General features: G+C 39.5%; 13 protein-coding genes. 7 read left to right on the forward strand and 6 right to left on the reverse strand.

Annotation, left to right across the window (positions count from 1 at the left end; all coding sequences use genetic code 11):
* Positions 1 to 3: 3 nt before the first annotated feature.
* The 3 genes from ACQ4LT_RS00615 to ACQ4LT_RS00625 form a co-directional block, all read right to left on the reverse strand.
* Positions 4 to 984: an NAD-dependent epimerase/dehydratase family protein gene (locus ACQ4LT_RS00615; RefSeq protein ID WP_445664060.1), complete on the reverse strand. Its 981-nt coding sequence runs from the start codon at positions 982 to 984 to the stop codon at positions 4 to 6.
* Between the two features lie 141 nt (positions 985 to 1,125).
* Positions 1,126 to 1,449, reverse strand: coding sequence for a hypothetical protein (locus tag ACQ4LT_RS00620; protein WP_445664061.1), 324 nt, complete (start codon positions 1,447 to 1,449; stop codon positions 1,126 to 1,128).
* Positions 1,450 to 1,514: 65 nt separating this feature from the next.
* A complete protein-coding gene (locus ACQ4LT_RS00625; protein WP_445664062.1) occupies positions 1,515 to 2,783 on the reverse strand; it encodes a sensor histidine kinase in 1,269 nt (422 codons plus the stop codon).
* Between the two features lie 274 nt (positions 2,784 to 3,057).
* Between ACQ4LT_RS00625 and ACQ4LT_RS00630 the strand changes: the two genes are divergently transcribed.
* From ACQ4LT_RS00630 to ACQ4LT_RS00660, 7 genes are all read left to right on the forward strand, one after another.
* The gene (locus ACQ4LT_RS00630) at positions 3,058 to 3,621 is read left to right on the forward strand and encodes an RNA polymerase sigma factor (RefSeq protein WP_445664063.1); all 564 of its coding nucleotides are present in this window, start codon (positions 3,058 to 3,060) and stop codon (positions 3,619 to 3,621) included.
* 6 nt (positions 3,622 to 3,627) lie between these two features.
* Positions 3,628 to 4,338 (forward strand): hypothetical protein, encoded by a 711-nt coding sequence (locus tag ACQ4LT_RS00635; RefSeq protein ID WP_445664064.1) that lies wholly within the window; start codon positions 3,628 to 3,630, stop codon positions 4,336 to 4,338.
* Positions 4,335 to 5,603: a glycogen-binding domain-containing protein gene (locus ACQ4LT_RS00640; RefSeq protein WP_445664065.1), complete on the forward strand. Its 1,269-nt coding sequence runs from the start codon at positions 4,335 to 4,337 to the stop codon at positions 5,601 to 5,603. Before ACQ4LT_RS00635 ends, ACQ4LT_RS00640 begins: the two co-directional genes overlap by 4 nt.
* A 19-nt stretch (positions 5,604 to 5,622) precedes the next feature.
* Entirely contained in the window at positions 5,623 to 6,522 is a 900-nt protein-coding gene (locus tag ACQ4LT_RS00645) for a hypothetical protein (RefSeq protein WP_445664066.1), read from the forward strand.
* Positions 6,523 to 6,820: 298 nt separating this feature from the next.
* Positions 6,821 to 7,363, forward strand: coding sequence for a type IV pilus modification PilV family protein (locus ACQ4LT_RS00650; RefSeq protein WP_445664067.1), 543 nt, complete (start codon positions 6,821 to 6,823; stop codon positions 7,361 to 7,363).
* Between the two features lie 14 nt (positions 7,364 to 7,377).
* Positions 7,378 to 8,007, forward strand: a complete 630-nt coding sequence (locus ACQ4LT_RS00655) for a hypothetical protein (RefSeq protein WP_445664068.1) — start codon at positions 7,378 to 7,380, stop codon at positions 8,005 to 8,007.
* Positions 8,008 to 8,028: 21 nt separating this feature from the next.
* Positions 8,029 to 9,156 (forward strand): hypothetical protein, encoded by a 1,128-nt coding sequence (locus tag ACQ4LT_RS00660; protein ID WP_445664069.1) that lies wholly within the window; start codon positions 8,029 to 8,031, stop codon positions 9,154 to 9,156.
* A 20-nt stretch (positions 9,157 to 9,176) separates the two neighbouring features.
* Here the strand turns inward: ACQ4LT_RS00660 and ACQ4LT_RS00665 are convergent, their stop codons facing one another.
* Genes ACQ4LT_RS00665 through ACQ4LT_RS00675 form a run of 3 tightly spaced genes read right to left on the reverse strand, consistent with a single transcriptional unit; the run spans position 9,177 to position 14,322 of the window.
* A complete protein-coding gene (locus ACQ4LT_RS00665; RefSeq protein ID WP_445664070.1) occupies positions 9,177 to 12,515 on the reverse strand; it encodes a PAS domain S-box protein in 3,339 nt (1,112 codons plus the stop codon).
* 10 nt (positions 12,516 to 12,525) lie between these two features.
* Positions 12,526 to 12,960 (reverse strand): response regulator, encoded by a 435-nt coding sequence (locus ACQ4LT_RS00670; RefSeq protein ID WP_445664071.1) that lies wholly within the window; start codon positions 12,958 to 12,960, stop codon positions 12,526 to 12,528.
* Positions 12,961 to 12,975: 15 nt separating this feature from the next.
* The gene (locus ACQ4LT_RS00675) at positions 12,976 to 14,322 is read right to left on the reverse strand and encodes a sensor histidine kinase (RefSeq protein WP_445664072.1); all 1,347 of its coding nucleotides are present in this window, start codon (positions 14,320 to 14,322) and stop codon (positions 12,976 to 12,978) included.
* Between the last annotated feature and the right edge of the window lie 35 nt (positions 14,323 to 14,357).

Genomic DNA, 14,357 nt, shown 5'->3' on the forward strand with positions numbered 1-14,357 from the left:
AATTTACAGCAATCCTTCCTGGACCAACCACTTATGACAGTCCTGAACAGATTTTTTAACAGGAGGAATGCAATAGCCCAACTCCTTTTTAGCCTTATCACTGGAATAGACAACATTTCGGGTCATAAGTTTTGCAAGCTCCGGAGTAAATTCGGGTTCTGCCCCGGTGAAGTAAGAAATGCCAGCTTGAAAATAAGCAACCAGTTTGAGAATAGGATCGGGAATTACTTTTGGCTGTGCAGACATGTCGGAAACTTCTGCGATAATAGATACAAATTCAGCAAAGGTACACTTTTGGCCTCCTAAAATATAGCGTTCTCCATCGCTGCCCTGTTCAACGGCTGAGATATGAGCTTTTACTACTTCTTTAACATGAGCCACGCTTAAATTTCCGCGCGTAACGCCGGGTAGATTATTGTCCCGCAAAGCAAAAAACAGGCGCCCCCAATTGTTGACATCATGGGGTCCAACAACCATAGCCGGATTCATGATAACCACTTTTATCTCGTGGTCGCGAGCTTTTAACGCTTCGCGTTCGGAAAGCCATTTGGTACGTTCATAGTTAACCCATGACTGACTACCGTATTGAGGGCTTTTTTCGGTAATTATCCCGTCCATGGCACCCCAAGCCGAAACGCTTGAGGTATGGATGAAGGTTGGCACATTTTTTTGGGCGGAAACTTGAACCATATTTTTGGTTCCTGTGACATTAACCTCGGTTTGACGATCATTATTTTGTGACCACATATTTGTATCACCGGCCAGATGAAAAACAACATCTGTATCGTTGGGCACTGTTTTTTGAAGAGAAGAAAGATCAGTAATAGAACCTTCAACTAAATTAACAGGCAACTGTTTCAGAGTTGATAGGTCTGAGGTAGACCGATGCAATGTTGTGACATCCCAACCCTGTTCAACAAGCTGTTTAACCAAATTGATGCCAATAAAGCCGGTGCCGCCCGTTACAAAAGCACTCTTTGCCATAAAGATGGGGGTAAATTATAGAGTGTTGAGGTTATAACAGTTAATCAATTGTTTAGAAAATGAGATTAAGGCAAAAAAATCACAAAAAAAAGTCCTAAACTGGGTGAGAGCTTAGGACCTAAAGCAAAATAAATGTCAGTCTTATTGATCTTTATGCCAATCCAAAAATTTAACAATAGCCTTCCAAACAGCTTCCATTTTTGTTTCGGCCTCCGATTCAAAGGTAGTATCATCATCGACTACAACCATGCAGGCTTTATCCTTAATAAGGATGGAATAGTCCAGGTCATCTTCAATTTTTATAACAACCGGCATGAGCCATTTCCAGGCTTGGTGAAATTTCATATCTTCGAGTTGCAGAAAAGCCAGTGGGATGTCTTTCACATCATCTTGGTCTATTTTAATAGTCGATCCCATCAGATCTTCGATCAGGCGATTGCCCTTATTAATTTCTTCTTGGGTCATAATAGTATTTTTGATTCTTAAATATTTACAACTCTAAAATACAGAAAATTGAAAAGGGTACAACGTTAATTAAAAGATGAATATGTATGTTGATTCATCAATCCACTACTGCTTCCCTTTTTAGATGTTTTATCGAATGAAATTGTAAATTTGGTGCCTTGCTTTGTAGAGTCAACCTGATGTTTAGCTTCAAGTTGTTTTAAAAGTGTATCAACAAGTTGAAAGCCAAGAGACCCACTCTGAGATATTGATGTAAAATGATCGGGCAAGCCTTTCCCATTATCAGTAATGGTTAGGATAAGTACTCTCCCCTTACTTCTGGATAAATCTATAGAAATAAAGCCTTTTTCTTTGGCAGAAAATGCATGTTGTAAGGCATTAGTAACAATTTCATTAATGATTAAGCATGCAGGTACCCCCTGGTTAATATTAATAGTAACGGGAGATAGGTTGAGAATTAATTCTATCGTTCGAAGCTGATCATACATATCACGCAAATTTGTAACCATTTGTTGTATACTTCTATCAAAGCGTAATTGTGCAAGACTATTAGACTGATATAAAAGCTCATGGATAGATCCAATGGTTTGGATACGGGTAATACAAGAAAGTAGTTTTTCTTTTAGGCCGGGATTATCCTCTTCATAAACCTGTAGCTGCATTAGTCCCGAAATAATAGCTAAATTATTTTTTACCCGGTGATGGATTTCAGATAGAAGAACTTGTTTTTCTCTCAGGGAGTGTTCGAGCTTGCCTTGCGTTTCTTTTAGACTGGTAATATTAGTGGCACTTAAGATGAGGAATTTCTCTTCATCAGTTTGTAGAATATGGGCATCAATGAGTAAAGTAATAGGATTGCCGGATTTATCGAAAAAAATCCATTCTTCATTCGGTAGGGGCCTCCCTTCGATCATTTGTTGAAAATAATGGTTGCCTCTTTCAAAATTTTCTTCACCAAGTAATTTGGTAAAATGTTGACCAATAATTTCTTTTTTTGGATAACCGAATATATTAACAAAGGCACTATTAACGTTATCGAGAATACCATCTTCGGTAATTACAAGGATACCTACATCAATGGTTTCCAAAATGGAATTAGTATATCGGCGGTTTTCCTCCAGCTCCTTGTCTTTGAGGTAGAGCAATAAGTATAAGCCCGAGGAGGCAATGGTTACAAAGATGAGATCTTTAGCGATCTGTATGTGAATAAAGCTAAAGGTATTATCACTGATATGTGCAGCAATTAAATCAGATCCTATAACCCAACCATATCCAAATAGCAGAAGTATTAAAGTAATTGCCTTGCTATTTAGCAGAATATTATAAAATCTCATAATTAATAAACTACATTATATATAAAGTATAATAGTTTATCGGCCACAAATTTGAAATATTAACCTAAATGAGCATTGCTGATCCCTTTAATTGGGTTTGTTTAAGTGGTATAGAATTTGGTTTCATTAATGTTATACTATTTTATGAAATTAAAGGTCTGAAATATTACTTATTCGCTTACATTTTTTTAGTAACCATTTTAAAAGTTAGTCGTCACATAACCGAGTAGGATTTGTACTGGTCTAATTCTGCTCTGATACATGTTTTTGTTAGATGGATGATTCCAAGGAAAAAGAATTTCAACTAATACAAGATATTCTTGACGGTCAACAAGATCGTTACAGGATACTTGTTGACCGGTATGCATCAATGGTATTTAGCATCGTTGGCAAATTTGTGAATAGAAAGGCTGACAGGGAAGAATTAGCTCAGCAGATTTTTGTTAAGACTTATGAGCGACTGGATTCGTTTAAGAAGCAATCAAAATTTTCTTCCTGGCTTTATACTTTGGCAAGAAATCACTGTTTGGATTACGCCAAAAATATTCGCCGGGAAAATAAAGAATTTGGTGAGATGGAATCCCATGAGCTTGAAGCCAATATGAAAGTAGAGGATTTACCCGATGATGATATTGAAGAACAGGAACAGAAAGTAATATTAGAAAAGGCGCTTTCTGTAATAACGCCTATGTATGCGGAGGCATTTTTAATGAAATATCGTGATAATATGACGTATAAAGCCATGGCAAAGCGATTAGATGCCAATGAAGGAGCACTGAAAGTCCGTGTGCACAGGGCGCGTAAGGAGTTGAAAGATTATATAAACCAATATGATTAGAGCATTATGAATATGGATAAGGAAGAAATACTTCGAAAATATCTGGATGGGGAGCTATCCGGTGAGGAGGAGGGAAAGGCTCTCCATATTATAGCAGAAGACCCGGAGTTGCGGGAAATGCTTTCTTTCGAAAGATCAGTTCAAGGTACTATTAATAAGACAGATGCGTATAACCAACCGGAAGTTCCTGATGGATTTACAGATCGGGTGATGTATAACATTGAGCAAGCTGAGCAACCCGAGCCGAATATTTCGATAGCAGAGCAGGTTAAAGGTTGGATGCAAAGATTATGGATGCCTAAAGAGATACATCTGCGGCCGGTATATGGTGCTGCAGCAGCAATGACTTTAATGATAGCGATATTAACGCCGTTTTATTTTAACATTTCCCAAGAGGTACCACCTGCAAACAAAAATACGCAAAAGACGATACAGCAGGTTGCTGATAGTGAAGGTCAGGTATGGGTTCGCTTTGTATATATAGATGAAAATGCGCAATCCATAGAAGTTGCCGGTGACTTTAATGGCTGGGAACCTATTCCTCTTGAGAAACAGGAAGTGAATGGAGAACAGGTTTGGACCGGCTTGGTTTCGATGAATAGAGGAGAGCACCGTTATATGTTTGTGAAAGACGGAGAGAAATGGGTTACCGATCCAATGGCCCCCATGCAGCGCGAAGATGGATTTGGTAACAAAAATGCAGTTATCTACTTATGAGAATAGGTCTCATTATTGTGATGTTATTAATTTCTATATCAAACGAAATGTTAGCCCAAGAGTGGCAGACTGTTTTTTCTGTTGACTCTCGGGTGGGATATTCAACGAATACCTATTTAAATCCCTATTATGCAGAGTGGGATCGTGCTGAAAATACTTCTTTTGGAGTGCTCTCGGGAATTGGCCAAAGCACTTGGCTTGGTAATAAGGATATGGTGGAATTAACGGGAATTGGGGTCTTAGAACCTTTCTTTTCCGGGATAAATACGTGGAAAGGCGGATTGGCTTTGGCAAAATATCAGCACCAATTTAGTCATTCGGTAAGTGGTGGAATAGAAATGGGGGGCAGTTATTTTAATTCCTCTTTTAGTCGGAGCATGTTTTGGGCCCAGCCTACGATAAGTTGGTCGCCCACACCATTTAGTCAGCTGAAAGTGAAAGCGGGTTCAAACTTTCGTTCGTATCAAGATTATATGGTTGATGGTGTGTCGACCTCTATCAATGACCGATCTGATTTATATGCTCTTGAGTTTGAAACCTGGCCCAATTTTAATTGGCAATTATCTACAGGGCTATATGGTAATTTTGATTCCTTTCCAGATATACAGGAAGGATTTAGTTCATTTGTGGCTGCGAGCCGAATTTTTAAAAAAGGGTCAAAAGTTAGATTTAAAGTTGGTCTCGAACAGTATCAAAATGAGCAAACGGTAACCACCGGTGGCGGAGGTGGGGGATTTCCACCTGTAGGAGGCGGGCCAACCGGGACAACAGAAACCATAGAAGAGACAAACCGCATATTTCGGCTGGGAATTGAAGGCAGTGTCCCCATCAACCCAAAGCTGACGGCTTTTGTGAGTGCTGAAGGATTACGTTATAACACAACTGCAACCGACCAGAATATCAATGATATTCAAGTTTCTGGCGGAATTAGAATGACGCTGCAGCCAAAATCAAGAAAAGAAAAAGGCAAAGTGTCGCCGGAATGGAATAAGGAAAAAGAGATACAGCGAGTGGAAATTTCATATTCGGGAGATGGACGTATTTATTTAGTGGGTGATTTTAATAACTGGTCACAACCAGGAATACCGCTTGTAAATGTAAGGAAAGATCGGTACAGAGCAGAGTTGGCGCTGGATGCCGGTTCTTATGAATATAAAGTGCTTAGTATTGAGGGCGGAGAAGAAAGCTGGATTAAGTTTTCCAGCGAGACGTATACCGTCGAAGATGGATTTGGCGGACAAAATGCATTGTTATTAGTTCAATAATTTAAATGAAACGAATATAATGAAGGTTTTAAATATACATATAAAGGTTATCGCACTCTTGGTGTTTGGTTGTGCCTATTTGGGTATTCCTGATACGGCCCTTGGCCAAACAGAAGCCCTGGATAAATTGGCAGAACGGGCAAATAATGCAGGAATCGAGCAAGGTGTAATTGAAGATCTTAAGGCAAGAAAAGAAGCACGAGGGCTAAGTAATCAACAGCTGGAAAATATGATTGAGCCGGCTGTACAACTTGCTGAGGATAATTTACCGGCAAACCATGTGTTGCAAAAAGTACTGGAAGGATTATCGAAAGGAGTGCCCGATGCGCGAATCGTTCCTTATATTAATAGAATGACGAGTGCTACCCGTGAGGCAGCCGGAGTAGTTGATCCGTGGATAGCAAAGCCGGAAGTAAAGCAAATAATGGGAGAGCAAAATGGAATGGGACAAACTATGCGCAATAGGCTTGTGGAATCGTCTTCACGAGCTATAGCACAAAATGTTTCGCCGGAAAATATAAGCCAACTGCTCTCAGATATAGGGGAAAAGTCAGTGTTGTCAAAAACAAATGGTCCCAATATTGTTTCTGCAATGGATGTTGTTTCTGATTTGCCTATGCAGGACCAACCCGAACTTACGCGGTCATTTATTGTTCGGGCGTTAAAGGGTGGATTTGAAGCGAGGGAATTTCAAAAGTTGCCCATGGCTTTAAATATGGCACAGAAGCGGAGTCAAATTCCCGCATCAAACATTATCCAAGGTGTTGGAAATCAGTTACAGAAAGGAGTTCCGGCGCGAGATATTATGAAAAATTTGTTTGATGGAAATATAGGAGGTGGACCGCCGGGCAATATCCCCACGGGAATGGATGGTAATCCCGGTAAGGGAAATAGAGGAAATAATTCCGGTAATGGCTAATTGGCCTTCGAAAAATTCTATATAGATTTCTTTGTCATGCAGGTTCCATATTGATGCTGTTTGTCAAGAGAAAAGTGAGCCTATCCCAAAAGCCGGTAATATTTTCAATATACGGATCATCATACATCTAAATTTAACAGGAATAATTAAGCCTTAGGGTAATAATTTTGACTATACAGAAGGTACTGTCCGGTAGGCTTGCTGTTTAAAAAAACAAACATTAGAATTAAGCAGATAGTATTGACTTAATGTTAAAACTTTCTAATGTTGCAGTTACACTATATATAAATAATAAGTTATGGTTGGTTACGGAGAAGTACTACAGACAATCGGGGCGATGGTTATTTTTTCGCTGATACTGCTCAGTGCCACCAGTATGATTCAGCGGAATACCTACATGCAGATAGAGGGAGAGCTGGAACAGGAAGTTGTTGCCTTGGCACAAGATATTATAGAAGAGGGACGTACCAAAGAATTTGATGAAGTTTCTGTTGGGGCAGCGGCACCGCCTGCAGATATTCCCGGTGATTTTGCAACTCTTTCTACTTTGGGACCAGAAGCCAATGATGACGAGAATGGTGATGGAAAGGTAAGTCGCCATGAGTTTGATGATTTTGATGATTATAACGGATGGGAAGATGTGATAGAAACCGAGCATGGAGAGTTTAACATTCGGGCAGAAGTTTTTTATGTGGATGAGACGAATTACGACTCAACGAATACACAAACGACGTTTAAGAAACTACGGGTGTATATAACCAGCAAATACTTGAATCGGCAGAGTTCTGGCAATCTTACATTATACAGTCTGGAATTTGTTAGAAATTACTATGCTGATTAGCAGGGGATAGTGTTATGAATATAGGTTTGGTGACAAGTTATGTTATTGGCGGAATTCTTTTGATAGGGATTCTTGCCATGAATATGTCTTTGTCCAATAGTTCCACCGAGTTGACGCTTACACAAACAACCCGGGAAAAAGCTAAGGGTGTGCAAGAGTTTATAACGCATGATATCCAAAAAATGGGATATAATCGGGAGGGTAAAACCACTCCTATACTTGAGGTTGGGGAAAGTAACAGAATTGTATTTTACAGTAATATTGATGATACGGAAAGTAATCAGAATACGAATGTGGAAAAAATCACGTGGGAATTTCCAGGGGCCTCTTTGGATAACGGAAACCCAAACGCTTACGAGTTAGTGCGGACGGTTGAACATCTTGATACCGGAAATATTGAAAAGACTCCGATCCGGCTGGGTGTTACTAATTTTGAAATTAAATATTTTGATGAGTATGGCAAGTCGCTTAGTGATGCGATGAGTCCCCCCTTGTCATCGTCAGAATTGACAAATGTGGTTCAGTTGTATATTACCTTAGAACTACAAAGTTCAGCTAAAATAAATCAAAATACGGGCGCAGGTGGCTTTGTGCGTACAATCTGGGAAAAGCGTTTTTCTCCGCCAAATTTAGAAGATATTTAATAATAATTAAGAGGTGTTATTATGGGACGAGCAATGTTAATAATATGTGCCGGTATGTTGGTTGCGCTTGGCATTGTAGCAATGGGAACGTCAAGTCAGGGTAAACTGCTGACAAAAAAAACGGTTGAGTATGCCCAAAAAACACAGGCACTGAATGCGGCCCATACTGCTATTCAAATTGTGACGCAGGAGATCAATGAAAAAGGCATCGAAAATATGGATCAGCAGTATGTTGATGACAGAAACAGTAGCAATACGTGGACTCCTTCGACAATCAATGGTGCTGATATTGTGCTCTCAATAGAGTTTTTAAATAGTGACTGGGAAACGAATCCCTATTTCGAAGAGGATAAGGTGCGAGTAATTTCTCAAGCAACGCTTGATAATAAGTATGAGGCCGATGTAAAAAGTGTATATGTAGTAGCTCCATTTAGTAATCTGGTACCCGATTTTACCGGAGCACTTCAGCTGCCCACCGGGTATGGTTCATTAACCGTGGATGGGAGTGCTCATGAAATTAATGGTACAGATCCGAATTGCAGTGATAGCAGGCCACCAATTGCGGTAAATAACTCAGCAACAAAAGATGGGTTGCAAAGCCATGATTTGAACCTGGATGGGGATATTGCAGTAGATAATCAGTTAGATTATGAGCCTACAGATGAACTTATTGCGCGACTTGAAAATTCGAGTAATGCAACTACGGTCAACTCCGATTACAGTGAAAACTTGGGAACTGCTGAAGATCCCGGGGTCTTTTTCATTGATGGGAATGTTAAACTAACAGGACAGCAAAGTGAGGGGTATGGCATAATGGTTATCAAAGATAGCGCCCATATGGATTATGAGGATCAAGATGGAAATACCGTTAGCATCAGAGGTAATTTTGAATTTAACGGGTTGGTAATATTTGAAAATGCGAAGCTTTTTGATGGACACGGTACCCCCACTATTAATGGTTCTGTATTGGTGGGTGATACCAATCCTGATGATACCAATGAAATAGAAGTAGATATAGGCGGTAATATTTCAATAAATTATACTTGTGCCGGTGAGAAATATGCCAAGATGGGGGCCGCTAATACCGTTAAGCAGAATAAATATACTCGTGTTGTTACATCCGAAGAGACAAGCCTTGCAAAAAATTAGGGTCGCGTTGTTAGTAAATACTACATAAGATGGGCACTGCCAATGCCTTTAAGGTCGGCTTTTTGGAATGAAAGCATAAATTTGGCTCCCCCTTCTATAGCTTCATAAGAATAATCAGCACCAAGCTGTTGGGCAAGGGTGTTAATGAGTTGTAAGCCCAATGTTTTATTATTCATAACTTTGTCAAAATCAGGGGGCAGTCCTTTGCCATTATCCTTGATGGATAACGTTATGGTATCATTATCTTCCCTGGCCGAAACAGTGATTTTACCTTCTTGAGTGTCATCCTCAAAAGCATGTTTTAAAATGTTGGTAATTACCTCGTTTACAATAAGAGAAGAAGGAATAGCCTGGTTGATATTTAGGGTAATAGAATTAACCTCGAAATTTACATCCAGCTCAAAATCGGTCTGAAATGTTTCTGAAATATTTTTCACTAATTTTCTCAAGTTATCACCGAAATTAAGATTCGAAAAACTTTCGGACTGATATAGTAGCTCGTGTATTGACCCCATCGTTTGTATGCGTGCAACGCTGTCGAAGAGCTTTTCTCTGAATTGTATATTTTCCTCATCAAATGCTTGTAATTGCATCATCCCGGCAACAACAGCCAGGTTATTTTTTACTCGATGATGAATTTCGAGAAGCAGCGTTTCTTTTTCTTTGAGTGATTTACGTAGTTGTTTTTCATCTTTCTTACGCTCAGTAATATCTCTTCCCACACAAACCCAGTAAAGGGAATTTTCAGGACCCTGGACAGGTGTCATAGAGATCCGAATCCAGAATTCCTCATCACTTTTTTTATAGTTGATAAATTCTGCATCGCAGGATTCCCATTTATCCATATGTTGTCCCAGCTTTTGACGTTCCTTTGGATTCGTTTTTGGGCCATTTAACATATGTAATGTTTTGCCTTTGGCTTCTTTTCTCGAGTAGCCGGTCATTTTTGAAAAGGCGTCATTAACGTACAATATCTCGCGACCCGGTGGATTGCTGGGTAGACCTTCAATAATAGCAACTAATTCTTTCGTACTGGCAATAGCTGATTCAAAAAGCTGCAGCCATTTACGTTCTTCGCGTTGCTGGGTTATGTCCTGCATAGCACCGATAATACGGATGGCATTGCCGTCACTATCAGTGACTATAAAAGCGCGATCATAGATATATTTATAGGAACCATCTGCCGCCTCAAAACGATATTCTAACTGAAGGCGATCGGTGTTGTTTATAGCTTTATCAAGTTGGTCAAGGATATCCTGTCGGTCGTCGGGATGGATTTTATTACGCCACCAGTCGGCAATGTCTTTAACCTGCGTTTCTTCATAGCCAAACATGCCGTAGATATTCTGATTGTATTCGATGGTGTCGCTTTCCAAATCGAGATCCCAAATAGTATCACTTGTGGCTTTTGATACAATTTCGTAGCGTTCAACGCTTTTGCGAAGTTCTTGCTGATGTTTAATTTGATCGGTAACATCTTTCTGTATTCCGATAAATCCCTCACAATTTCCCTCACTGTCAAAAATAGGATCAAGGGTTAGGTCAAACCAATACTTATCGCCCGTTTTTGAGTAATTAAGAACGATTGTTTGAAGTGCTTCTTGTTTTTTAAAGGCATTAGAAATACGCATCATTGTTTGTTGGTTATTATCAGGACCTCTAACAATATTTCCGGGTGATTTTCCAATAACCTCATCAAATTGATAGCCAATAACTTCTTCAAAAGCGTTATTAACCCAGGTAATTCGTTCATTGGGATCAGTCATGAAGATAACATCTGTTGTTTTTGAAGCTACCAGCGCCAGCTCTTCAAGCTTTTCCTCATACTCCTTTCGTTCGGTAATATCCTGCAACGACCCGATCATGCGGATGGCCTCTTCATTTTCGTCTCGAATAATAAAGCCCCGTTCAAAAACAGTTGCATAGGTCCCATCTTGCTTTTTAAAGCGATATTCCTGTTCCCACTTCAACTCAGATGATTGCAGAATATCGGCTAAGCTTTTTTGGGCTTCGGGGAGATCTTCAGGGTGTACATTTTGAGCCCAGTAATCAATGGAATAGGTACCTTCTTCAATATCGTAAATAAACTTATCATGAAAGCTGTCATCCCAGTAGAGAATATCCTCGGTGATATCCCAATCGTAAACAACATCGTCGGTTGCCTTGGTTACATATTCATACAGTTCCAGGTTCTCTTGCAGTTTTTGTTCACGTTTAATGCGTTCGGTAACATCGCGCGAGTTTGCCACTAATCCATTTACAGCCGGATTGTCGAGCATATTTGTTACAATACTTTCAATCCATCGCCATTCCCCATTTGAATGTTGAAATCGAAAAGGGTCAAGTTCTACTCGATCTTTCTCAACCAGACTTTCAAGGGCGTTGGCAACTCGCTGCTGATCATTTTTATGAATGTAATCGAGGGCATTTGTCCCAATAAACTCCTCAGGAGGTATTCCGATTATAGCATTTGAGGTAGGGGCCACATATTTATAGTTGCCTTCAGGATCAAGGATAGCAATTAAGTCGGATCCTTCTTGTACTAATGACCGAAACCGCTTTTCACTTAGTGCCAGCTTCTTTTCTGTTTCAAGACGGTCGGTAATATCATTAGACACAACCATCTTGGCCTTTTGGCCGTTAAAATTAACAAGAGTGCTACGGATGTTTACCTGAATTTTTGTTCCATCCTTTTTTTGATGGGTATGGATACCACTTTTATTAATTCCCTCATCTGATAACGAACTTTCCAGTGCATGCTCCAAATGGGGTATTTCTTCTTTGGGACGAATATCCTTAATTGTCATCGACAAGAATTCTTCACGACTATATCCATAATGCTCAATTGCATGCTGGTTCACATCAATAAATTCCAGTGTTTGCACATCATATATCCATTTTGGGAGAGGGCTTAAATCGAAAAGATCCCGATACTGTTTTTCTGATTGCCGAAGAGAGCGATTAATACGATTGCGTTCAATGCTATACGAGATACTTTTTGAAAGCAGAAATGGGGTGAGCTCATCTTTGAGCAGGTAGTCGGCAACGCCCATACTTAATGTTTTAAGGCCGAACTCCTTGTTTTCATGTCCGGTAAGGACGATTACGGGTATTTCGTCAGATAATTCTACAATATTGCGCACCAGTGATTTTCCGCTGGCGTCGGGCAATGTAAGATCCAGCAAGATAACGTCGAATAAATCAGATTCTTCAAGAATATCTTTTGCATCGGAAAAAGTGGAGGTATGAGTGATTTTTGGATGCCCGGCTTCTTCGTGTAAATACTCTTGGATAAGCACGAAATCGCCGTGATTATCCTCGATAACTAAAAGTTGTATTTCTTGTTCTAATTTGGGCATAAAAAATAAGCTATTTTACTTTGCTGGGTAGTTGTACAACGGAAATCCAAAACTCTTCAATCGTAGATACAACTTCTAAAAATTTATTAACATCTACCGGTTTGGTGATATAACAGTTGGAATGGTTTTGGTACGATTTATTGATGTCAACTTCATCCGAAGAGGTGGTAAGCATGATAACAGGAATATGTTTCAGCACATCTGAAGTTTTAATATGTTTTAGGACTTCATGTCCATTTACTTTGGGAAGGTTAATGTCTAATAATACCAAATCTGGCTCTTCAACATCTTCATATCCTTCATTTTGTTCCAGGTATTGAATAGCTTCCCAGCCATCTTTAACGACTGATAGAGAATTAGAAACCTTACCCTCTTCAAGGGCCTCGGTGGTTAGCACGATATCCCCTTCATTATCTTCAACTAACAGTATATGTATTGGGTTCATAGCTAAACGTATTTATTATTTTTTCTTGCCGGGTAATATTTTGCAGATGGTAAACTTAAAGGTGCTTCCCTGTTCTTTGTTCGACTCTATCCATATTTGACCATCATGCTGTTCTACAATTTTTTTACTGATTGCCAATCCCATGCCACTACCGGGAAATTCATCGCGCATATGGAGCCGGTTAAAGACGGCAAAAACTTGCTCGTGGTATTTTGCATCTATACCAATACCATTATCCGTTACCGCAAACTGCCAACAGTTATTCTTTTCTTCTGCCTCAATAGTAATTACAGGCCGCTGCCCTTCCGGATGATATTTAAGAGCATTTGTCAACAAGTTTTGGAAAAGTATTTTAATGGAAACGGGAACTAAATGCATAGTGGGTAGATCGGCAATGGAAATTTGTGCCTGCGATTCCTCGATATCAGAGGTCAAATTTTTGAGGATTCCATCAACCAGCGAATTTAAATCAGTTTGTTCTATGGTAGTATATTTTCTGCCAATACGCGAGTATTCCAATAAATCATCAATGTTATCACCCATTCGCTCGGCTCCTTCTACGGCATAATGGATATATTCGTGTGCTTTATTGTCAAGTATCTTGCCATATTTATTTTTTAGCAATTCCATAAAACTGCGTACCATACGCAGCGGTTCTTTGAGATCGTGAGAGACCGTATAGGCAAACTGTTCCAGCTCCTTATTTTTGGAATTTAGATTTTCTATCGAATCTTCCAGTTTATCTTTTAGTTGTTCTTGTTGTTTAAAAGCTGATTGCAGCCCATTAAATAATGTAGGAATTAGAAAAACGGCAATACCACTTAAAAAAACGAGATTTGAAGAAACGGCAAACCATGAATCCAGTTGGTATTCTTTTAGTAAAATGGAGCTGGCAAAACCATAATAGAGAGCAATGCCAAAATAGATACAGATGAGAGTGTTTAGCATTAATGTAAGATAGCCATATAGCTGATCGAGACTGACTAAAACAAATATAGTAATGGCAAACAGATATAATAGCCCGGGACCGTTAGAACCGAGATAGTGCAACATAACTACAGACGTTGTATATAGTGCGCCATTGAAGAGGAGTTTTCGAGCAAAAACTGAGATGCCGGGCATAAAAGCGACAGCTAAAATAGTAGCGACGGTAACAAAATCAGAGAGTAGCATCCCGGTTAAGGAGAACTTATAGGCCATAAAAATACCGGGGACCAGCACAATTATGCTCATGGGGAGTAAAAACATGACCGTGATTGCGAAAAGTTGGTTTTTCCAGTAGTATATCGAGCTTTGCGGAATTGCGGGAACAGTACAATTACCGTATATAATGGCTTTATATGTAATCCAGAGTTTTTTCAAAAGCTTTGTAGTATTTAAGGTCTGATTGGGTTTAA

The sequence above is a fragment of the Fodinibius sp. AD559 genome (assembly GCF_052712805.1).